The sequence below is a fragment of the Pseudomonas sp. 6D_7.1_Bac1 genome, from assembly GCF_025465945.1.
Lineage (GTDB): Bacteria > Pseudomonadota > Gammaproteobacteria > Pseudomonadales > Pseudomonadaceae > Aquipseudomonas.
In genome coordinates this window covers 174,548-196,826 of sequence record NZ_JANLNW010000006.1, presented here as the reverse complement: position 1 = coordinate 196,826, position 22,279 = coordinate 174,548, and the positions used below count along the sequence as shown (strand labels likewise).

At 59.6% G+C, this 22,279-nt stretch carries 18 protein-coding genes; 10 read left to right on the top strand and 8 right to left on the bottom strand.

Translation table 11 applies throughout. The features are described from left to right. Positions 1 to 63: 63 nt before the first annotated feature. From NTD87_RS02210 to NTD87_RS02175, 8 genes are all read left to right on the top strand, one after another. Positions 64 to 831 (top strand): TerC family protein, encoded by a 768-nt coding sequence (locus NTD87_RS02210; protein ID WP_262111559.1) that lies wholly within the window; start codon positions 64 to 66, stop codon positions 829 to 831. 201 nt (positions 832 to 1,032) lie between these two features. After that, positions 1,033 to 2,691, top strand: a complete 1,659-nt coding sequence (locus tag NTD87_RS02205; protein WP_262111557.1) for a Na/Pi cotransporter family protein — start codon at positions 1,033 to 1,035, stop codon at positions 2,689 to 2,691. A 79-nt stretch (positions 2,692 to 2,770) separates the two neighbouring features. Beyond that, positions 2,771 to 4,147 (top strand): M16 family metallopeptidase, encoded by a 1,377-nt coding sequence (locus tag NTD87_RS02200; protein ID WP_262111555.1) that lies wholly within the window; start codon positions 2,771 to 2,773, stop codon positions 4,145 to 4,147. A gap of 235 nt (positions 4,148 to 4,382) precedes the next feature. Beyond that, positions 4,383 to 5,426 (top strand): DUF2914 domain-containing protein, encoded by a 1,044-nt coding sequence (locus NTD87_RS02195; protein ID WP_262111553.1) that lies wholly within the window; start codon positions 4,383 to 4,385, stop codon positions 5,424 to 5,426. Between the two features lie 54 nt (positions 5,427 to 5,480). After that, the gene (locus tag NTD87_RS02190; RefSeq protein ID WP_262111552.1) at positions 5,481 to 6,629 is read left to right on the top strand and encodes an ABC transporter permease; all 1,149 of its coding nucleotides are present in this window, start codon (positions 5,481 to 5,483) and stop codon (positions 6,627 to 6,629) included. After that, entirely contained in the window at positions 6,626 to 7,429 is an 804-nt protein-coding gene (locus NTD87_RS02185; protein WP_262111551.1) for an ABC transporter ATP-binding protein, read from the top strand. The genes NTD87_RS02190 and NTD87_RS02185 overlap by 4 nt, the downstream gene beginning before the upstream one ends. A 1-nt stretch (position 7,430) precedes the next feature. Continuing rightward, positions 7,431 to 8,369 carry an MlaD family protein gene (locus NTD87_RS02180; RefSeq protein WP_262111550.1) on the top strand — a complete coding sequence of 313 codons (939 nt, stop codon included), beginning with the start codon at positions 7,431 to 7,433 and terminating at the stop codon, positions 8,367 to 8,369. Then, entirely contained in the window at positions 8,366 to 9,019 is a 654-nt protein-coding gene (locus tag NTD87_RS02175) for an ABC-type transport auxiliary lipoprotein family protein (RefSeq protein WP_262111549.1), read from the top strand. Before NTD87_RS02180 ends, NTD87_RS02175 begins: the two co-directional genes overlap by 4 nt. A gap of 155 nt (positions 9,020 to 9,174) precedes the next feature. On the opposite strand, the gene NTD87_RS02170 is transcribed toward NTD87_RS02175, so the two are convergent. The 4 genes from NTD87_RS02170 to NTD87_RS02155 form a co-directional block, all read right to left on the bottom strand. Continuing rightward, positions 9,175 to 10,404 (bottom strand): nucleoside recognition domain-containing protein, encoded by a 1,230-nt coding sequence (locus NTD87_RS02170; RefSeq protein WP_262111548.1) that lies wholly within the window; start codon positions 10,402 to 10,404, stop codon positions 9,175 to 9,177. Positions 10,405 to 10,604: 200 nt separating this feature from the next. Further along, positions 10,605 to 11,936, bottom strand: coding sequence for a glutamate/aspartate:proton symporter GltP (gltP, locus tag NTD87_RS02165; protein ID WP_262111546.1), 1,332 nt, complete (start codon positions 11,934 to 11,936; stop codon positions 10,605 to 10,607). Positions 11,937 to 12,550: 614 nt separating this feature from the next. Beyond that, the gene (locus tag NTD87_RS02160; RefSeq protein ID WP_007989444.1) at positions 12,551 to 12,715 is read right to left on the bottom strand and encodes a DUF1328 domain-containing protein; all 165 of its coding nucleotides are present in this window, start codon (positions 12,713 to 12,715) and stop codon (positions 12,551 to 12,553) included. A gap of 73 nt (positions 12,716 to 12,788) precedes the next feature. Then, positions 12,789 to 13,076: a hypothetical protein gene (locus NTD87_RS02155; protein WP_262111544.1), complete on the bottom strand. Its 288-nt coding sequence runs from the start codon at positions 13,074 to 13,076 to the stop codon at positions 12,789 to 12,791. Between the two features lie 441 nt (positions 13,077 to 13,517). Here NTD87_RS02155 and algB point away from each other — a divergent pair, with 441 nt between their 5' ends. Both algB and NTD87_RS02145 read left to right on the top strand, forming a co-directional pair. Beyond that, positions 13,518 to 14,864, top strand: coding sequence for a sigma-54-dependent response regulator transcription factor AlgB (algB, locus tag NTD87_RS02150; RefSeq protein WP_262111543.1), 1,347 nt, complete (start codon positions 13,518 to 13,520; stop codon positions 14,862 to 14,864). A gap of 10 nt (positions 14,865 to 14,874) precedes the next feature. Then, positions 14,875 to 16,665 (top strand): KinB sensor domain-containing domain, encoded by a 1,791-nt coding sequence (locus NTD87_RS02145; protein ID WP_262111542.1) that lies wholly within the window; start codon positions 14,875 to 14,877, stop codon positions 16,663 to 16,665. 7 nt (positions 16,666 to 16,672) lie between these two features. On the opposite strand, the gene NTD87_RS02140 is transcribed toward NTD87_RS02145, so the two are convergent. The 4 genes from NTD87_RS02140 to NTD87_RS02125 form a co-directional block, all read right to left on the bottom strand. Further along, complete coding sequence (locus tag NTD87_RS02140) at positions 16,673 to 18,289, bottom strand: EAL domain-containing protein (RefSeq protein ID WP_262111541.1); 1,617 nt, start codon at positions 18,287 to 18,289, stop codon at positions 16,673 to 16,675. A 73-nt stretch (positions 18,290 to 18,362) separates the two neighbouring features. Next, positions 18,363 to 19,142: an N-acetylmuramoyl-L-alanine amidase gene (locus NTD87_RS02135; RefSeq protein WP_262111540.1), complete on the bottom strand. Its 780-nt coding sequence runs from the start codon at positions 19,140 to 19,142 to the stop codon at positions 18,363 to 18,365. A gap of 100 nt (positions 19,143 to 19,242) precedes the next feature. Next, complete coding sequence (locus NTD87_RS02130; protein ID WP_262111539.1) at positions 19,243 to 21,396, bottom strand: diguanylate cyclase; 2,154 nt, start codon at positions 21,394 to 21,396, stop codon at positions 19,243 to 19,245. Then, the gene (locus NTD87_RS02125; RefSeq protein ID WP_262111537.1) at positions 21,393 to 22,271 is read right to left on the bottom strand and encodes an endonuclease/exonuclease/phosphatase family protein; all 879 of its coding nucleotides are present in this window, start codon (positions 22,269 to 22,271) and stop codon (positions 21,393 to 21,395) included. Before NTD87_RS02125 ends, NTD87_RS02130 begins: the two co-directional genes overlap by 4 nt. Positions 22,272 to 22,279 lie beyond the last annotated feature (8 nt).

The window sequence follows — 22,279 nt, the reverse complement described above, 5'->3', positions numbered from 1 at the left end:
CCTGCCGGCAGCCAGTCTGAAGCAGCTGCCGCTGTGGTTTAACACTCGTTCAAAGGAATACACATGGAATGGCTGACCAACCCGGAAATCTGGGTTGCCTTCTTTACGCTGACTGCCCTGGAAATCGTTCTGGGCATCGACAACATCATCATGATCTCGATCCTGGTCAGCCGCATGCCCAAGCACATGCAGGCGCGTACCCGAATCTTCGGTCTGGCACTGGCCATGATCACGCGGATCCTCTTGCTGCTGTCGATCACGTGGGTCATGCGTCTGACCGACGACTTGTTCGTGCTCTTCGGTCAGGGTATTTCCGGGCGAGACCTGATCCTGTTCTTCGGTGGCCTGTTCCTGTTGTGGAAGAGCTCCCAGGAGATGTATCACGCGCTGGAAGGTGAAGACGAAACTGACGATACGCCAAGCGGCAAGGGCGGCAACTTCCTCTATACCATCATCCAGATCGCGATCATCGACATCGTCTTCTCCCTGGATTCGGTCATCACTGCGGTCGGCATGGTGTCCCATGTTCCGGTCATGGTTGCCGCGATCATCGTTGCAGTACTGGTGATGATGATGGCCTCGGGCAAGATCAGCGAATTCATCGACAAGCACCCGTCGCTGAAAATGCTCGCGCTGTCGTTCCTGTTGGTGGTCGGTACCGTTTTGATCGCCGAAGCCTTCGATGTGCACGTACCAAAAGGCTACGTCTACTTCGCCATGGCGTTCTCGCTGGCCGTGGAGGCGATCAACATCAAGATGCGTACCGCCATCGCGAAAAAGAAAAAACAACAGGAACCGGTGAAACTGCGCAAGGACATCCCGAGTCAATAACCGGTGTAGCGAGGGGGCTTTCGAGCCCCTTTTTCACGCCTGCACGAAGCTGTTTTCATGACGGCTTTGTTTCATCGGTACTTTAGCTATGCGATGCTGGCGCCCGGACCGTTCGCCAACTACAGCTTAAGTACAGAACGTAGAACGTCGCAGCACCGTCAATTTGCTCCATCGGGGCGCTGTTCAATCAGGGGGCCCAGTATGCTGACCCTGCTCAATTTACTGTCCGCCGTCGCCTTGCTGGTTTGGGGCACGCATATCGTCCGAACCGGCATCCTGCGGGTCTACGGCTCAAACCTGCGCCATGTCATTGGCCAGAACATGTCCAGGCGCTGGCTAGCCTTCATCGCCGGGATTCTCGTCACCGCCATGGTCCAGAGCAGCAACGCCACGGCGATGCTGGTGACCTCGTTCGTCGGCCAGGGCTTGATGGCACTGACGCCCGCCCTGGCGACCATGCTCGGTGCCGACGTCGGTACCGCACTGATGGCGCGGGTCCTGACCCTCGATTTGTCGTGGCTGTCGCCGCTGCTGATTTTCCTCGGGGTGATTTTCTTTCTGACACGCAAGCAGACTCGTGCAGGCCAGCTCGGCCGGGTCGGCATCGGTCTGGGGCTGATTATTCTCGCGCTGCAACTGATCGTCGAAGCCGCCGATCCGATCACCCACGCTCACGGCGTCAAAGTGCTGTTTGCCTCACTGACAGGCGACATCCTGCTCGATGCCCTCATCGGTGCGCTGTTCGCGATGATTTCCTATTCCAGCCTGGCCGCCGTCCTACTCACCGCCACCCTCGCCGGAGCCGGAGTGATCAGCCTGCCCGTGGCCATCGGTCTGGTGATCGGCGCCAACATCGGCAGCGGTGTGCTGGCGTTTCTCAGCACCAGCATGCAGAACGCCGCCGGACGTCAGGTAGCATTGGGCAGCCTGCTGTACAAAGTGATCGGCCTGCTGCTGATCATTCCAGTGCTCGGCCCGCTGGTGCACTGGATGGACAAACTCAATTACCGTCCGCAAGGCCTGGTGATCGGTTTTCATCTGCTCTACAACACGATTCGTTGCCTGGCGCTGTTGCCCAGCGTTGGCCCAATGGCCAGGCTCTGTGCCTGGCTGTTACCGGAGCGCCCGGAAACCACTGGCCAGACCAAGCCACGCCATCTGGACCCAGCGGCACTCGCCACGCCGAGCCTGGCCCTGGCCAACGCCGCCCGAGAAATCCTGCGCATGGGCGACCTGATCGACAACATGCTCGAAGCCATGCTCGATGTGCTGCGGGGCAAGCAAACCGCCGTCACTCAGGAAGTGCGCCGCTTGGGCGATGACGTCGAAGTACTCTGCAGCGCGATCAAGCTCTATCTGGCGCAGATGCCCCGCGAAGACCTCAGCGAACAGGACAGCCGGCGCTGGGCGGAAATCATCGAGCTGGCGATTAATCTGAAACTCGCCTCGGACCTGATCGAGCGCATGTTGCGCAAGGTGCAGCAGCAAAAGACCTCACTACAACGCTCGTTTTCCGAAGTCGGACTGGAAGAACTGGCCGGGTTGCACCATCAATTGATCGCCAACCTGCGACTGGGGCTGTCGGTGTTCCTCAGTTCCGACAAGGAGAGCGCCCGGCAACTGCTGCGTGAGAAACGCCGCTTCCGTGCGCAGGAAAGACGCTTGGCCCATGCGCATGTCAGCCGCTTGCAACGCAAGATCGTGCAAAGTATCGAAACCAGCTCGTTGCACCTGGAGTTGATCGCCGACATGAAACGCTTGAATTCGTTGTTCTGCGGCAGCGCCTATGTGGTCCTGGAAACCGTCGAAACCAGTGCATTGGCCACCGACGAAATAGCTGACATCCCCCATTCACCCTGAACGTCTAGCGTCGAAGGAAGTCACTTAGCAGGTTGAAGGTAAAGCCGTGTGCCTGCATTTACTCGCCAGGAAGGTTGTTATGCGTTGTTTATTGTTCGCGTGTCTGTTGTTCGGCTCCACCTGCTCGTTCGCCCTGGATCGCTTTCAGGTCGAAGGTTATAAGCTGCCCAACGGTCTGCAATTACTGCTCAAACCCGGCAGCGAACGCGGGCATGTGGCGATTCGTCTGGTGGTGGGCGTTGGCCTGGACGACTTCGCCTGCGCCGACAAAGAGCTGCCGCACCTGCTTGAGCATTTGCTGTTCAGCGGTATCGACGCCAGCGGCGAAGGCGGGCTTGAGGAGCGCATGCAGGCGCTGGGCGGTGAATGGAACGCCTACACCAGCAACGCCGACACCACATTCGTGATCGAAGCCCCGGCAAAGAATCAGCGCAAAGTCCTCGACCTGTTGCTGGCGCTGCTGACCCAGACCCGAATCGACGACAACGCAATCAGCGCGGCCAAACAGGTGGTCGAACGCGAAGACGGCGGCCATTACTCCCACTTGCAGCGCTGGCTTGACCGTCAGGACCTAGGCCACACGGCGAGCAATCAGCTGGCGGTGGAACTGGGGCTCAAGTGCCCGGAGCGCGCCCAGGTAGAGCACCTGACCCGCGGGCAACTGGAGAAGCTGCGCAAGGATTGGTACGCACCGAACAACATGACGCTGATTATTGTCGGCGAGCTCGATCGCCTGCTGCCAGCCTACCTGGAGCGCACCTATGGCGAACTCAAACCGATTGATCCCACCGAGCATTTGCCGCTGCCGGATATCCAGCACCCGGCGCTCGACGAACGCAATCTGATCCACGGCTGGGTCGGTGGTGGCGCCAAACTGCATTGGTTGTTCCCGGAACCGGCACTCGACGATCAGTACGACGAGACGTTCGACCTGCTCAAGGACTACCTCGACTGGGCGCTTTATCGTCAGCTGCGCTTGGCGCACGGGTTGTCCTATGGCCCTTGGGCCGAACGCGAAGTGTTCGGCGGTGTCGGTTTCTTCAGCCTGAATGCTGACCTGGAGCGCGATGATCTGCCACAAGCGCAGCAAGTACTCGATGAGCTGAAAACCGATTTGCTCAAGAACGGCCTCGACCCGGCAGGCTTCGAACGCCTGAAACAGGCCGCCATCGCCCGACAGGCCTGGGCCGTGCAAGGCAACAGCGGGCTGGCCGACTACTACTGGAGCGCCCTTGGCGACTACGAGGACGGACGTTTCGACGACCCGGCCAAGCGCCTGCAAGCGGTCACCCTGGATCAGGCCAACCTGGCCCTGCGCAAACTGCTCGAACAACCCGGTTACCTGCGGATCGAGAAACCGCTGCTCAGTTATGACGAGGTGCTGTGGTTGCTGGGTGGGGTGTTGGGGTTGATGGTGCTGGGACTGATGAGTTGGCGCATCCATCGCAAACAGTGATGGATGTGGCGAGGGAGCTTGCTCCCGCTCGGGTGCGCAGCAGCCGTAAATTCGTCGTCGGAGTTCAACGTTCATAATTGTGTTGGCCGTTTTTCAGGGCCGCTTCGCGCCCCAGCGGGAGCAAGCTCCCTCGCCACAGGTTCTGTACCCGGCCACACGGCAAGCTTTCTCGCAACATCAGTGTGCCATCGGTATCCTGTCGGGGTTTTCCCCTACGACCATTGCGAACTGCCGAATGCCTATCCTGACCCTTTACGTACAGCGCATCCTCGAACTGATGCAGCGCTATCCTGGGGTCATTGCGCTCGGTGGTTTCATATCGGGGGTCGGCAGCTTCATTCTGGTCGACCGCCAACAAAGCCTGGCGTCCTGGATTGCGATTGTCATGCTGGTCAGCTGGCTCTGGCTGATGCTGGAAAACAGCCTGACGGAGCTGTTCGCCAAGGTTTTCAAGCGCGAAATCCCGCAGCCGCTGCTGCGCTATGCGACACAGATGATCCATCAGGAAAGTCTGTTTTTCGTCCTGCCGTTCTTTCTTGTCACCACCACCTGGAACAGTGGGCAGCTGGTATTCACCGGACTGCTCGGGGCCGCAGCACTGGTTTCGATCATCGACCCGCTGTATTACAAATGGCTGGCCCCGCGCCGCTGGCTGTTTCTGGCGATGCACACCCTGACGCTGTTCGCCGCATTGCTGACCGCATTGCCGATCATCCTGAACCTGACCACTGCTCAGAGCTTCAAACTGGCGCTGGGCATCGCCATGCTGCTGTCCTTCCCGAGCCTGGCGTCGATCTTTCCGATTCGCACGCTCCGTGGCGGGCTGAGCGTACTGTGCATCACCCTGGCTATCGGCAGCGCCGGCTGGTTGCTGCGCTCCTGGGTGCCACCGGCCACCCTGTGGATGACGCAAGTGGCGATCAGCACGCAACTGCAGGACCGTACGCCCGGCGACAGCCTCGATGAAGTCAGTGTCGCGCAATTGCGCAAGGACGGCCTCTACGCTTACACCGCGATCAACGCGCCGCGCGGGCTGGACGAGCGGATTTATCACGTCTGGCAATTCAACGGCAAAGAGGTCGACCGCATTGCCCTGGATATCCATGGCGGGCGCAAGGAAGGCTACCGGGCCTGGACCCATAAACAGAACTTCCCCGGTGACTCAGTGGGCGACTGGCAGGTGCGGGTACTGACTGAAGACGGTCAGGTGATTGGCGTCCTGCGCTTTGATGTGACCGACTCAGGTCAAAACGGCAATACGCCGAGCAAGGCAAAGTAACCGGGATCGTGCTATTACGTAGCACTGCGTATCAGCCGAACAAGCACGGAGCGTATGAGCAACAGCACACTGGCCGGCAGTGCCCATCTCGATACTTCGATCACCCCTGCGCGTTTGCGGGTCACGGGTGACTGGACGCTCGCCCATTACGCTGACCTCAAGCGCCTGAGCGATTCGCTCAAAGGCCAGTACGACGACCGCACCCCCATCGACCTCAACAGCCTCGGCGCCCTCGACACCGCCGGTGCCTCGCTGCTGGTCGAACTGCTCGGTGCCGAACGCCTCGGCAAGTCCGCCGAACACCCAAATTGCAGCCTGTCCGCCGCCGACCGTGCGCTGCTACAAACGGTCTATTGCTCGCTGACCGACTTCTGCGTCCCCGTCAAAGAGCCCGAAATCAGCGTCGGTATTCAACTGCTGACCCGCATCGGGCGTGCGGTTGATACCGTCTGGCAGGACACCCTGCAACTGCTGGGCTTTGTCGGCCTGATTCTGGAAACCATCGCTCGCAGTCTGTTTCGCCCCAAGCGCTGGCGGATCACCCCGATGATCGCGCACATCGAACAAACCGGCCTCGACGCCGCGCCTATTGTTGCCTTACTGACCTTCATGGTGGGCGCGGTGGTGGCCTTCCTCGGCGCCACGGTACTCGCCAGTTTTGGTGCGAGCGTTTTCACCGTGGACCTGGTGGCATTCTCCTTCCTGCGTGAATTTGGTGTGCTGCTGACCGCGATCCTGATGGCCGGGCGCACCGCCAGTGCCTTCACCGCGCAAATCGGCTCGATGAAAGCCAACGAAGAAATCGACGCGATCCGCACGCTAGGCCTCGATCCAATGGAGCTGCTGGTGGTGCCGCGGGTGTTGGCGTTGCTGGTGGCGCTGCCAATGCTGACGTTTCTGGCGATGCTCTCGGGGATTGTCGGAGGCGGGGTAGTCTGTGCGATTTCGCTGGGCATCTCGCCGGCGATGTTCCTGTCCTTGCTGCAATCTGACATCGGCGTTCAACATTTTCTGGTCGGCATGGTCAAAGCTCCAATATTCGCCTTCCTGATTGCCTCCGTCGGCTGCCTGGAAGGCTTCAAGGTCAGCGGCAGCGCGGAATCCGTCGGTGCGCACACCACCTCTAGCGTGGTGCAATCGATTTTCGTGGTGATCGTGCTCGACGCAGTCGCCGCGTTGTTTTTTATGGAGATGGGCTGGTGAGTCGTTTACCCCGTGCGCCCTCCGAGTCGGTGATCGAAGTCCGTGGGCTGTGCAATCGCTTCGGCCACCAGAGCGTGCATGAAAACCTCGACCTGGACTTGTACAAAGGTGAAATTCTCGCCGTGGTCGGTGGCTCCGGCAGCGGCAAGTCGGTGTTGCTGCGCAGCATCGTCGGCCTGCGTCGGCCCAGCGAAGGCGTGGTGAAGGTGTTTGGCAAGAACTTGCCGAGCCTGTCTGGGCATGAGCGCTCGATGGTGGAACGACGCTTCGGCGTGTTGTTCCAGAAGGGCGCGCTGTTTTCGTCGCTGACCGTGACCGAAAACGTCGCCCTGCCGTTGATTGAGCACGCCGGCCTGAGCCGTGCAGACGCCGAGCATCTGGCGGCAGTGAAACTGGCCCTGGCCGGTCTGCCGCTGTCGGCGGCCGACAAGTACCCGGCTTCGCTGTCCGGTGGCATGATCAAACGCGCGGCGCTGGCCCGCGCCTTGGCGCTGGACCCGGACATTCTGTTCCTCGATGAGCCGACCGCCGGCCTCGACCCTATCGGCGCCGCGGCGTTCGATCAACTGATCCTGACCCTGCGCGATGCGTTGGGGTTGAGCGTCTTCCTGGTCACTCACGACCTCGACACGCTGTACACCATCACCGACCGGGTGGCGGTGCTGGCGCAGAAAAAAGTGCTGGTGGCCGACGCCATCGACACAGTGTCGGAAACCGACGACGCGTGGATTCACGAATACTTCCATGGCCCACGCGGTCGCGCGGCGCTTTCGGCCGCTTCACAGCTCAACGAGGTATGACATGGAAACCCGAGCTCATCATGTATTGATCGGCCTGTTCACCGTAATCGTGGTGGCCGGTGCGTTGCTGTTCGGTCTGTGGCTGGCGAAGTCCAGCGTCGATACCGCCTTCAAGGATTACGAGGTGGTCTTCAATGAGGCGGTCAGCGGCCTGTCCAAAGGCAGTGCGGTGCAATACAGCGGGATCAAGGTCGGCGATGTGGTGACGTTGCGCCTCGACCCCAAAGACCCACGCCGGGTACTGGCGCAGATTCGTCTGGGCGGCGACACCCCGATCAAGGAAGACACCCAGGCGAAACTGGCGCTGACCGGCATCACCGGCACTTCGATCATTCAGCTCAGCGGTGGTACGCCGCAGAGCCCCGAGCTGCGCGGCAAGGACGGCAATCTGCCGGAGATCGTCGCCTCACCATCACCCATCTCGCGGTTGCTGAACAACAGCGATGACCTGATGAGCAGCGTCAACCAGTTGCTGCATAACGCCAACCAGATGATGTCGCCGGAAAACGTCGATCGTCTGAGCAACACCCTTGAGAACCTGGCGCAAACCACAGGGGCCGTCGCCGAGCAGCGCGGGGATCTGCGCCAGGCGATGCAGCAACTGGCCTCGGTGGGCAAACAGGCCAGCGCCACCCTGGAACAGACCTCGGCGCTGATGCGCAACGCCAACGGCCTGCTCAACGATCAGGGCAAACAGATCTTCGGCAGTGCCGATCAGGCCATGAAGTCGCTGGAGCAAAGCTCGGCGACCATCAACAGCTTGCTGACGGACAATCAGGACGCGCTGAGTAACGGCATGCAAGGGCTCAACAGTCTGGCCCCGGCGGTACGTGAGTTGCGCGATACCCTGAGTTCGTTACGCGCCATCTCTCGTCGCCTGGAGTCCAACCCCAGCGGTTACTTGCTGGGCGGCGACAAGAATAAGGAGTTCACACCATGAAGCCTGTCTACCGCGTCTTCGCCCATTGCACGCTACTGACGAGCTTCGCACTGAGCAGTGCCTGCTCGATTTTACCCAAGACCGACCCGCTGGATGTCTATCGCCTGCCTTCCACGCAGAGTGCTGCGTCGTCGACGCATGCCAACTCTGTGCCCTGGTCGCTGCGTCTGGCTAAACCCCAGGCGGGCGATGTGCTCAACAGCGCAAAAATCGCCGTGATCCCCCAAGGCGATCTGATCAGCAGCTACAAAGCTTCGCGCTGGAGCGATCCGACGCCGATCCTGTTGCGCAATCGACTGCTTGCCGGTTTTGCACAGGACGGCCGCGTACAGCTGCTGAGCACCGACGACAGCAACTTGCAGACGGACCTGGAGCTGGGCGGGAATTTGCAGGCGTTCCAGACGGAATACCAGGGCAACGCCGCGCAAGTGGTGATCAGCCTGGACGCGCTGCTGGTGCGTGGCAATGATCAACGGATCCTCGCCAGCCGACGCTTCGAAGTGCGCCAGCCATTAAGCGATGTGAAGGTCCCCGCGGTGGTGGCCGGGTTCGGTCAGGCCAGTGACACGCTCACGGCGCAGGTGATTGCGTGGACGGTAGAGCAGGGGCAGAAGAACGTATCCGGCAAAAGCGCCGCAAATCCCCTGTAGCAGCTGGCGCAGCCTGCGTTCGGCCGCGTAGCGGTCGTGAAATCATTCACCGCGGTCCGTCAGATAGACACGACATATCGGACATGCGACTGCTGCGCAGCCGAACGCAGGCTGCGCCAGCTGCTACGGGACCGAGGCGGCCTTACGAACCGAGCTTATCCAAAGAACCAGTAGCAAACCCCAATCGCCCCCAGCACCCCGGCGAGCTCCGCCAGCAGTGCGCAACCCACGGCATGCCGGGCACGCTGAATATTCACCGCGCCGAAGTACACCGCCAGCACATAGAAGGTGGTTTCGGTACTGCCCTGGATAGTCGCCGCTACCAATGCCGGGAAGCTGTCCACACCTTGAGTCTTCATGGTTTCGATCAGCATTGCCCGCGCGGCGCTGCCGGAGAAGGGTTTGACCATCGCGGTCGGCAGGGCGTCGACGAAACGCGTGTCCCATCCGGCCCACTGCACCAAATGACGAATCCCGTCCAGACCGAAGTCCAGTGCACCCGATGCCCGCAGCACACCCACCGCGCAGAGCATCGCCACCAGATACGGCAGCAGGTTCTTGGCAACGTCGAAGCCCTCTTTGGCGCCTTCGACGAATGCTTCGTAGACCTTGACCTTGCGCAGCGCGCCGATCACCAGAAACAGCATGATCATCCCGAACATCGTCAGGTTGCCGAGGATCGATGACAGGCTCGCCAGAGCAGTGGCTGAGAGCGTCGCCAGCAGGGCCATGAACCCACCCAATATCAGCGCACCCGGAATCAGATAGGCCAGCACCACCGGGTCCCAGAGCCGCAGACGCTGCATGAGCGACACCGACAGCAGGCCAACCAGCGTCGAACAACTGGTCGCCAACAGGATTGGCAGGAACACCAGCGTCGGATCCGGCGCACCTTGCTGGGCGCGGTACATGAAGATGGTCACCGGCAACAGGGTCAGCGACGAAGCATTCATGACCAGAAACAGAATTTGCGCGTTGCTGGCCACCGTCGTGCTGGGGTTGAGTTCCTGCAACGCTCGCATGGCCTTGAGACCAATCGGTGTCGCTGCGTTGTCCAGGCCCAAGCCGTTGGCCGCGAGGTTGAGGGTAATCAGACCGATGGCTGGATGGCCCGGTGGCACTTCCGGCATCAGGCGCAGGAACAGCGGGCCGAGCGCCTTGGCCAGCCAATCGACGATCCCGGCCTTTTCGGCGATTCGCAGAAAGCCCAGCCACAGGGTCAGGGTGCCGAACAGCAACACCATCACGTCGACCGACAGCTTGGCCATGGCGAAAATGCTTTCCACCAGCGTCGCGAAGATCCCGGCGTTGCCGCCGATCAGCCATTGCGCCAGTGCCGAAACGGCCGCCACGATGAAAAAGCCAAGCCACAGGCCATTGAGCATCAGTCAAATCCCCCAGAAGATTCGCGAATGATAGCGGGGTGGGGAGAAACGACAAACCCCGGATTTCTCCGGGGTTTGTTTGTGCTGCCTGCGAGAACTGATGTGGGAGCGGGCTTGCTCGCGATAGCGGTGTATCAGTCGACATCAATGTTGGCTGTTACTCAGTCATCGCGAGCAAGCCCGCTCCCACAGGTTCGCAATTAGTTGCTGGAGGTTTCGCCAGCCGGCAGCTTTTCTTTGCTGCGCCAGTGCGGCAGGGAGTTCCAGTAGCGCTGACCCTTGGCGTCGTCGTACATGCCTTCCCAACGGGACACGACCAGCACGGCCAGGGCGTTACCGATCACGTTCAGTGCGGTACGGGCCATGTCCATGATGCGGTCGACACCGGCGATAAACGCCAGGCCTTCCAATGGAATGCCCACGCTGCCCAAAGTGGCCAACAGGACCACGAAGGACACGCCCGGCACACCGGCGATCCCTTTGGAGGTGACCATCAGGGTCAGTACCAGCAGCAACTGCTGGCTGATCGACAGATCGATACCGTACAACTGGGCAATGAAGATGGCCGCGATGCTCTGGTACAGGGTCGAACCGTCGAGGTTGAACGAGTAACCGGTCGGCACCACGAAGCTGCAAATGGCTTTCGGCGCGCCGTAGGCTTCCATCTTCTCGATCACGCGCGGCAACACCGTTTCGGAGCTCGCGGTGGAGTAGGCCAGCACCAGCTCATCTTTGAAGATGCGCATCAGCTTGATCACCGAGAAGCCGAACAGGCGAGCAATCAGGCCCAGCACCACAAAGGCGAAGAAGGCGATGGCGACGTAAACCAGGATCACCAGTTTGGCCAGCGGCAGCAGGGACGCGAAACCGAAGTTGGCAACGGTCACGGCGATCAATGCGAAAACGCCGATCGGGGCGTAGTTCATGATCATGTGAGTGACCTTGAACATGCTTTCCGATACGCCCTGGAACATCTTCACCAGCGGCTCGCGCAGGTCCGATTGCAGGCTCGACAGACCGAGACCGAACAACACCGAGAAGAAGATGATCGGCAGCATCTCGCCACGCGCCATGGCGGCAAAGATGTTCGATGGAATCAGGTTGAGGATGGTTTCGATGAACGCGTGTTCATGCTGAACCTCGGCAGCAGTTGCCTGGTACTTGGAAATATCCACAGTGCCCAGGGTGCTCATGTCGATGCCGGAACCCGGGTGGAACACGTTGGCCAGCACCAGCCCCACCAGAATGGCGATGGTGGTAACGATTTCGAAGTAAACGATGGTCTTCAGACCAATGCGCCCAAGCTTCTTCGCATCCCCCACACCGGCAATACCGACGACCAGCGAGGAAATCACGATCGGGATCACGATCATCTTGATCAGACGGATAAAGATATCGCCTGCCGGTTGCAGGACGTTGCTGATCCACCAGGCCTTTTCAGCACTGAAATGGTTGAGCAGCGCCCCAATTGCAATCCCCAGCACCAGACCGATGAGGATCTGCCAGGCGAGGCTAAGCTTTGCCTTCTTCATATCATTACCCTTTCTTATAAATGGACTCGGGAAGATGCGCAAACTGGAACGCTCAAGTGCGAACAGTCTGTGCATCTGCCCCCGTATCAGGTCGCCCGGAGCGCGTAATTACGGCTCTCTGGCAGATAAAAAAGGCGCAACTATTCCGATGCACAGGAGCGACGTCTAATGCCGTAAACGCCTACCCTATGCCGAATCGGCATGAACTTTTTCAACTAAAACGACCGTCCCACCCGGTTCGAATACGACATTTCGGCAGGCATAAGTGCCGTGAACCGGCCATCGCAGAGGAGATTGGAGGTTTTTTGAGCAGCGGAATAGGGACGAAAAACAGGGAAAATACCTACGAGCCATAATGAAAAGTCAGCGGAAATTAGCGCCAAATTTCTCGATATACGGTCGCCCGAAAACACTGCGAAATGCTTTGTGAAGACTGTCGATGTTTTTTGCCGGCAAACGCCGCGATAAAAATCGTTTGGCCGCTCTGGGGCAATGCTTTGCACACATAAGCACGCCGCAGGTTTGCCACGTCATAAGCGACGGGTAAATCTGCGGCGCAATTTTTCCTGACCCGGCCCTTACGCAAGCACTCCCTGTACCCGTAGATCCTGGCGTTAGCCTCGACCGCGGCGGCCAAAGAAGAACGAAGCAACAAACATCACCAGGAACACAACAAAGAGAATCTTGGCGATACCCGTGGCGGTGCCCGCGATACCACCGAAGCCCAGTACGGCAGCGACAATGGCAATGATCAAGAAGGTGATTGCCCAGCTCAACATGGTGATTCTCCTTACGCTTCTATTTAGAGGTACTACTGTTCCCGGCATATGGACATCGCGCCAAGCCTGTTACCTAGAACACCCAACGTTCCTGACGCAGCATCCCGGACTCAGGTTCTGCCTGGTCCATACTCATCACTCTCATCGGGGCCGCATCCGCAGACCGGCTGCCGACTGCGCTGAAATGGGTTTGGGTCAAGTGATGGGTCGGCGCAATCGCTGCCTCTAGCTGCCGGCTTTGTTCCCAGCGCAAGAACTGCTGACCGCCGATCAACGTGATCAACAACGCAAGAACGGCAAACAGCCCTTGCTGGATAGACAGTGGCGAGATACGCAATTGGGCGGCACGTTGGCGATTCATCCCGAACTCCTCCCACACTGGTGGCTATTGGTTAGGGGGCGCTCCTTCATAAATGCCCCGGCTTAACCAGACCATTGCAGCCTGCATGCCAGCTTCTTTACTGAAATAAAAACAAACAAAATCAACTAATTACGATAAATATCAGAATATGTACGGACGCATCCTGCACGATGGCCCACGGCGAGTCGTGCGTAATGCATGATCGATTTTCAGAAATTCGAAAATTTTTGGAATGCATGAAGGGTCACGGATGTCAGAAAAAGAGAGAGGAGAACATCAGCACAGTCACGCGCTTATAAAAAACTAAGAAAATCAGATTGTTATGACTATTACGGGCAGATAACTACCCCGCTCTGACGAGAAGCGCCCAGAATCAACCATGCAACTTGCCCGGTTTTTCCGACACTAAATTAAGATATTCATTTAAGGAGCGTAGGGAAAATGGAATCAGCCAACGAGCATCAAGGCCGCATTCTGCTGGTAGATGATGAATCTGCCATCCTGCGCACCTTCCGTTACTGCCTCGAAGACGAAGGCTATACCGTCGCCACCGCCAACAGCGCGGCCCAGGCCGACGTTTTATTGCAACGGCAGGTCTTCGACCTGTGCTTCCTTGACCTGCGCCTGGGCGAAGACAACGGTCTCGACGTCTTGGCGCAAATGCGCATACAGGCACCCTGGATGCGCGTGGTCATCGTCACCGCGCACTCGGCTGTGGACACCGCCGTCGATGCGATCCAGGCTGGCGCCGCCGACTATCTGGTCAAACCTTGCAGCCCCGACCAACTGCGCCTGGCCACCGCCAAGCAACTGGAAGTCCGCCAGCTCTCGGCACGCCTGGAAGCCCTCGAAGGTGAAGTCCGCAAGCCCAGTGATGGCCTGGATTCCCACAGCCCGGCGATGAAAGTCGTACTGGAAACCGCCCGCCAGGTTGCCAGCACCGACGCCAACATTCTGATTCTCGGCGAGTCCGGTACCGGTAAAGGCGAACTGGCACGGGCCATTCATGGCTGGAGCAAACGCGCGAAGAAACCCTGCGTCACCATTAACTGTCCGTCATTGAGTGCCGAGCTGATGGAAAGCGAGCTCTTTGGCCATAGTCGCGGGGCCTTCACCGGCGCCAGCGAAAGCACCCTCGGCCGGGTCAACCAGGCCGACGGCGGAACACTGTTCCTCGATGAGATCGGAGATTTCCCGATGACCTTGCAGCCCAAACTGCTGCGTTTCATCCAGGACAAGGAATACGAACGGGTCGGCGACCCGGTGACCCGTCGCGCCGACGTGCGGATCCTCGCCGCAACCAACCTCAATCTCGAAGACATGGTCCGCGACGGTCGTTTCCGCGAAGACCTGCTCTACCGGCTGAACGTCATCACCTTACACCTGCCTCCGCTGCGCGAACGGGCCGAGGACATCCTGACCCTGGCCGATCGCTTCCTGGCGCGCTTCGTCAAGGAATACGCACGACCGGCCCGCGTTTTCAGCGACCAAGCACGCGAGGCGCTGCTCGGCTATCGCTGGCCAGGCAACATCCGCGAACTGCGCAACGTGGTCGAGCGAGCGAGCATCATTTGCCCACAGGAACGGGTCGAGATCAGCCATTTGGGCATGGCCGAACAAACCACCAGCAACGCCCCGAGAATCGGAGCGGCGCTGAGCCTGGATGAACTGGAGAAGGCCCACATCGGTGCGATACTGGCCAGCGCCGCAACCCTCGATCAGGCCGCCAAGACACTGGGTATCGACGCCTCGACGCTGTACCGCAAACGCAAACAGTACAATCTGTGAGCGGCGCCTTATGAAACTGGCGATGAAGTTGCGCACACGGCTGTTTCTGAGTATCTCGGCACTGATCACCATGGCGTTGGTCGGGTTGATACTCGGGCTGGTCAGCGTGATGCAGATAGCCAACAACCAGGAAGCGCTGATCCGCGACAACTTCATCACCCTGGATCTGGAACTCAAGCTGCGCCAGACCCTGGGCGATCAGTTGATCATCATGCTCAACGAAAAGCCTGATCTTCAAGCACTGGAAACCTCGGAACGACATTACTTCGAGCTGCTGGACCAAGGCATCGAGCACGAAAACAGCGTCACTGGCGACCACTACGGTTTCCAGCAGGCCCGCGAAGACTACCTGGCCTTTCTCAAAGCCTTCAGCTACTCGCAAGAGCCATCCGCAAAACTGGCCGGCAATCAGGACCTCACCGAAAAATTCAACGTGCTGCGCAACGGCCTGATCGCCGAACACAAACAGGCGCTGGACAACATCAATGACACCCAGCGCAATGCCCGCGAACATGCGCTACTGATTGCCGGTTTACTCGGATTGGTCGGGCTGGCGGTACTGATCATTGGCTTCATCTCCGCTCACGGCATCGCCCGGCGGTTCGGTGAGCCGATCGAGGCACTGGCTAAAGCCGCGGATAACATCGGCCAGGGCAACTTCGATGTCACCCTGCCGATTTCCCCGGCGGCGGAAATGAACCAACTGACCCGACGCTTCGGGATCATGGCCGAAGCCTTGCGCCAGCATCAGGCGACTAATGTCGATGAACTGCTCGCCGGTCAGCAACGTTTGCAGGCTGTGCTCGACAGTATCGATGACGGCTTACTGATGATGGATCGCCAGGGCCATCTGGAGCACCTCAACCCGGTAGCGCAGCGCCAGTTGGGCTGGGACGAAGATCGTCTCGGTTTAAGCCTGGGCACAGTGCTCCAGCGGCCAGAGCTCGATGAACAGCTGCAACTGGTGCTACGTGGTGGAACGCTGGAGCGTGCGCCTGAGGACCTGAGCATCGAAGTCGACGGTGAGTTACGGCTGTTGACTTACAGCCTGACGCCGGTCATCCATACCCAGGGGCATATTCTCGGTGCCGTCATGGTCCTGCACGATGTCACCGAACAGCGGGCCTTTGAACGGGTACGCAGCGAGTTCGTGCTGCGCGCCTCCCATGAACTGCGCACACCGGTCACCGGCATGCACATGGCGTTCGGCCTGTTCCGGGAACGTGCGCACTTTGCCGAGGACTCGCGCGAAGCCGACCTGTTGAACACGGTGAATGACGAAATGCAGCGCTTGATGCAGTTGATCAACGACCTGCTGAATTTCTCCCGTTATCAGAATGGCTTGCAAAAGCTCACCTTGGCGCCGTGCAACATCGATGACCTCTTAGAGCAAGCACAAGGGCGTTTCGCCGAACGGGCCAACGAGCAAAGCATCGAGTTGCTGGTGGAAGTGCAAGCACCGCTGCCGCGACTGCAGGCCGATCAGGCGCAACTCGACCGGGTGCTGGACAACCTGATCGACAACGCTCTGCGCCATACCAGCCACAATGGGCAGATACGCTTGCAGGCGCGCCGGCATGGCGAACGGGTGATTGTCAGCGTCGAGGACAATGGCGAAGGTATCGCTTACGGCCAGCAGGGACGGATTTTCGAGCCCTTCGTTCAGGTCGGGCGCAAGAAGGGTGGTGCAGGGCTTGGTCTGGCGCTGTGCAAAGAGATCGTGCAGTTGCACGGTGGCCGCATGGGCGTGTATTCCCGGCCGGGGCAGGGCACTCAGTTTTATATGGCGCTGCCGCTGTAACGAGTGCTCAGGCCTCGTCATCCAGCCGCCGCGACGCCAATCGACGGCCACGGGTGATCAGTTCAATGAACTGCGTCGCGGTCAAGGCATGGGCAAACAACCAACCTTGGCCGTAGTTCACGCCTTCGCTGCTCAGCAACACGACCTGGGACTCATGTTCGATACCTTCGGCGATCACCTTGAGCTGCAAGGCATGCGCCATGCGAATGATGTGCGGCGCCACACCGCTGCTGGCGGCGTCGTGGCCCAGCGCATCAATAAAGGCCTTGTCGATTTTCAGGCAGTCCACCGGCAGGGTTTGCAGGTAGGCCAGGCTGCTATAGCCGGTGCCAAAGTCGTCGATCAGCACTTGATGCCCGGCATCACGCAAGGCTTGCAGGTTCTCCCGCGCCACCACCACATCGATCAGCCCGCGCTCAGTCACCTCAAACGCGATCTGCCGCGCAGCGACCCGGTGCAGGGCCAGCAAGCGTGCCATGACCTGGCCGATTCGCGGCACCATGACGTCGCAGGCAGCCAGATTGACCGAGATATACAACTGCGGGTTGGCACGAAGCAACTTACCGAGCTGCTCCAGCAATCGCTGCAACACGAAGTCAGTGATCTGACGGATCTGGCCAGTGTTTTCCGCCATGGGAATAAACAGATCCGGACTGGTCAGCGTGCCGTCCGGCCGACGCCAGCGCAACAAGGCTTCGGCGCCGACACAGTTACGGCTTTTGAGGTCGAAGATCGGCTGATACAGGACCTGTAACTCGCCACGCTTGAGGGCTCCCTGCAACTCGCCGCCCAACGACTGCCGCTGACGGGCCAGCAGAAACACCAAACCACCAATGCTCACGCCCAGCACCAGGCTTGCCGGCACCAGCCACCACCACAGCGTGGGCAGGTGCAGTGCGGTTCGAGGACTGATCAACACCAATTGGTACTCGGGATTGTTGGTCGGCATGCGATAGATCAGCCGGGTTTTCGTGACCTGCAACGGTTCACTGCTAAAGGGCGACCAAGGGTCGGTCGGTGGCCAGGCTTGCAGTGCTCCGAGAACCGGGATTGCCCGAGAGCCATGATCGACCAGCACCACCAGGCTGCTGCCGGGCGTCAGATCAACCATGTCGGTCAAATGCCCGCGAGACGTCGCTACACGAAAGTTACCGCGCCCCAGCATCAGCACTGCGCGGTCCTCGTCGGGTTCGGTCGAGGTGTTGAGCCAGTAGCTGTAGGTCGGCCCTTTGATGTCGGGTGGGCGGATCGATGAAAGCGAATCCTGTCGCGGTCGGTTCGAACACAATTGCGTGGCGTCGATATAGGCCGCTTCATACACGAAGCGGTAGTTGAAACTGGCTTGCTGCAAGGTCGCGATCATTTCCACGTCGCAGCCACGCAACGGCTGCGCTTCCAGGTCATCCAGGCTTGCACGCAGCTGGCCAAACAGCTGCTCCAGGCGCTCCAGAAATCGTTCGCCCTGGGCATTCATCTGTTCGCTTTCGCGTTGCTGGACCTGTCGCAGCGCCACGCCCAGGCTACCGGCCAACAGCAATGCGGCACTCAGCGCAGCCGCGAGCATCGCCAAAAACCAAGGGCGATAGAACCAACTGCGCAGGGTTTCGCCAGCGGCTGCCATCATTGAATATCCGAAGGATTACCAATGAGTTATAGCTACTGATTCGGAAAAAGCCCTGACCGTCGGGCGGGCGTCATTATTTTGTCTGGTTGAGCACTTGCAGTATCGCGGCACTTTCCGCGTCTGGCGTACCGTCAAACCGTGAAGGTCGGTAGTGCATCTGGAAGGCCGCCAGCACATGCCGGGTGGCCACATCCAGCTCACCGGTCTGCGGCGTCGCGTAGCCCAGACGTGCGAGCTCTTCCTGGAACCAGATGATGCTTGGAAGCTGCGCTTCGTACAACACTTGCTGACGCGTCACCGCCTGGGCATCGGGCCAGACCGCCAGGCCTTCGTCGGCCAGACGCTTCCATGGAAACAGCGGCCCCGGATCAAGCTTGCGCAGCGGCGCGATGTCACTGTGGCCGATGACGTGTTGCGGGCTGATGTTATTGCGCTTGCTGATGTCCTTGACCAGGAAGATCAAAGACTGAACCTGCGCCTCGCTGTACGGATACCAGACGCGCCCGGCAGGCGTATCGCGAAAACCCGGGTTGACGATTTCGATGCCAATCGAGCTTGAGTTCAGCCAGGTCCGACCCTGCCACTCACTTTCCCCGGCATGCCAGGCCCGGCGGCTTTCATCCACCAGTTTGAAAATCGTGGCGTTCTTGTCGTCGCCAATCAGGTAATGACTGCTGACATCGCCATGGGTCAACAACGCCAGTGAACGCTCCTGCGAGGCGTTGGTGTAATGCACCACAATAAACTGCACGCGGTTGTCGTGATTCACCGAAGGATGGCTGGCGTCGATTCGAGGACCGCTGGCGCAACCCGTCAAGACAAGAAGCACCAATAGCAGAGGAATAGATTTCATGATCAAGGCGATACGCTGAAGTAGTTATGCAACAGTGTAACGTACTGCCTGCTTCTGGGCCGGCAAATGCTTGGCATTAAACAGAATGGACCAATTGTCGTCAGCCCAGCTCCACTCGGTTACGCCCGGCATTTTTCGCCCGGTAAAGCGCCTGATCGGCTCTTTTCAGCACAAGATCACTGTGTTCTCCCGCTTTGAATGCCGTCATTCCCACGGATACGCTGATCGTCACGCGCTCACCCTTGAAGTGAAACGGACAGGCTTCGATAGCCGCGCGCAGGGTTTCCGCCAACCTGGCACCGACCGCCAAAGGGGTGTTGGGTACCAGCAGGACAAACTCCTCACCACCGAAACGGGCAATGAAGTCCGTACCGCGCAGGCGCTTGCGCAGCACGTTGGCAATGATCTTCAACACTTTGTCACCGGCCAGGTGGCCGTAGTTATCATTGATTCGCTTGAAGTGGTCGAGATCGAGCATCGCTAGCAACAGCGAATTGCCGTGTTGCTGCCACTGGGCAATCTCGTGCTCCAGACGCTCACTCCAGGCCGCCCGGTTCGGTAAGCCGGTCAGCGGATCGACCAGGGCTTTCTGGCGTTGCTCTTCAAGGTGTTCGCGATAGCCCTGAGCTTCCTGCTCCATGCTCGCGACCCGCTCGGCCAGGCCTTGCAGGCGTGCCGCCACTTCCTGCTCACGCTCATCGCGCTGCTTCTGGTGCTGATCCATGGTGCCGAGCAGCCCTTCGAGGTGGTTCTCCAGCACATGCTTGAGGCCTTCCAGATCCGCGGCGTCCTGCATGCTGCTCTGCAGGCCATCGACCTGCTCACGGATCTGCGTGTCCATCTCCCGCGCCGCAGAGCGGTTGTCGGCATGACCTTCGCTGGCGGCTTGCAGGTTGCTTTGAAAGGACTCCAGTCGCTCATTGAGTTGCTTGAGGTAGACCTCGAACTCATGCTGACCGCTGTCGGTAATCGCCAGCATCAACACCGCAAGATCATCGAGAATCGGCAGCAACTCGTACCAGTTCAAGCCATTTTGCAGCCGATCGCGCATTGCCTCGGCTTGCGGTCGGTGACGCTCGGGCAACGACAAATCGTCCAGCAGACCCAGCAACGTGTCTTCGATGTGCTTGGCCACCGAGCTGTAGGACGGTTCCGGCGAATCCGGCAGTGCATACAGAGCATCCTGCTCTGGTTGTTCTGGGTCCAGAGCTGCCGGAGCTTCTGCCATCGTCGGCGGGAGCGAAAGGCTGCCGAGTAATAGCAAGGTTTCATCGCCCGCTTGAGGGACAACGGATGTCAGCTCGTCGGGATTGATCACCATTGAGTCGGAAGTCGTCGTCGGGTTGGGTAGCGAAATAGCCTGCGGCTCTTCCAGCGTACCCACATCAGGCAGACCCTGATCCGCTACCAGCGCTTTGGCACGCGGTGCTTCGGCGGCAAGTACAGGAGGAACAAAAGCTACCACTTCAGGCAATGGCTTTGTTTCTTCCAGCAACTGAGGCGGCTCTGGCTCTGGCTCTGGCTCTGGCTCTGTAATCACAGCGTGCGGCACTTGCGCGGCCGGTGACGGGATTTCCTCAACCGTTGGGACAGCAACCTGGATCGGCGTCGGTGACTCACGCACCGGCTCAGGCATCGCTTCTACAACACGGGCCGGCGATTGCTCGACGGGGCTCGGGGCAGGTGCTTCGTGCTGAGGCGCACTGGCTTCACCAGCCTGAGCCTCCGCGTCTCGATTACCAAACAAGCGTTGTAGCAGACCTGGGCGGCTTGGCTCGGCGGGGTTTTCCAACAGGCTCAGCGCCTGACCTTGCAAACCACTGAGCTCACCCAGCAGCAAAGGGATCTCACGCGCCTGGCTGACCCGGCCGTCCAGTTGCTTGGCGAAAGCCTTGAGTGGACGGCTGATCTCGCGCGGCAACGGCAACGTCTGGAGCTGACTGACCAAAGCGGTCAACGCCGTGCCGATTTGATCGACCCGGGTCTCGCGACGCTGCTCGGAGTCGAGCACGGCTTTTTCCAGGCGCGGCAGCAATGCAGCCAACCCTGCATCCATATCGTTGGTGCGGATGACTTCGCGCATTTCCTTCATGCACTGGTCAACCGCACGGTCGGTACCCTCAGCGGCCAGCGTGCTGCGCACCAGCCCGCGACGCAGCAAGTCGAGGCGGGCATCCCAGCGACGCTCGAGCTTTTCCTGCTGTTCGATACTTTTGAGGTATTTCTCTTTCCAGCGCTGTGCTTCGTCGCTCATTCAGGGGTTCCGCGAAAGGCCGGACTCAACGCGGGCAATGCGTCGGCCGTGAGCGAACCCGGCAGACGAATCTCTACCGCGACCGGCAGGTGATCGGAAATCGGTTGTGCCAGCACTTCGACTCGTTCGAGTATCAACGTCGGGCTGAGCAGAATATGGTCCAGACAGCGTTGCGGGCGCCAACTGGGGAAGGTCGCTTCGACTTGTGGCGCGAGCAGACCGAGGTCACGCAGCGGTGAGGTTTGCAACAGATCACTGGCGTGAGTGTTCATGTCACCCATCAGCACTTGATGTTTAAAGTCGCCGATCAGCTCTCGAATGTAGGCCAACTGCATCGTCCGCACGCGTGCGCCCAACGCCAGGTGCATCATCACGACCACCAGCGCCTCCGGCCCCTCGCCGAACCGCACGAGAATCGCACCACGGCCCTTGGGCCCGGGCAGCGGATGATCTTCAATCGCCCACGGGCGCAAACGGCTGAGCACTCCATTGCTGTGCTGAGCGAGGCGACCCAGGTTGCGATTGAGTTGTTGATACCAGTAGGGGAAGGCGCCGAGTTGGGCCAGGTGTTCGACTTGATTGACGTAGCCTGATCTCAGGCTGCCGCCATCGGCTTCCTGCAAAGCGACCAGATCGTAGTCACCCAGCAGATTGCCGATTTTTTGCAGGTTATCCGCTCGACCGGTGTGCGGCAGCAAATGCTGCCAGCTACGGGTCAGGTAATGCCGATACCGCTCGGTACTGATGCCGACCTGGATATTGAAGCTGAGCAAACGCAAACGGCTGTCTGCGGGCAAGCCCGAGGATTCCAGGTGATGCTCGTTGACCTGCGGGTCGTGCAGGCCAACGAGACGTTCAGTGCCCCAGCGTCGCATGGCAGGCG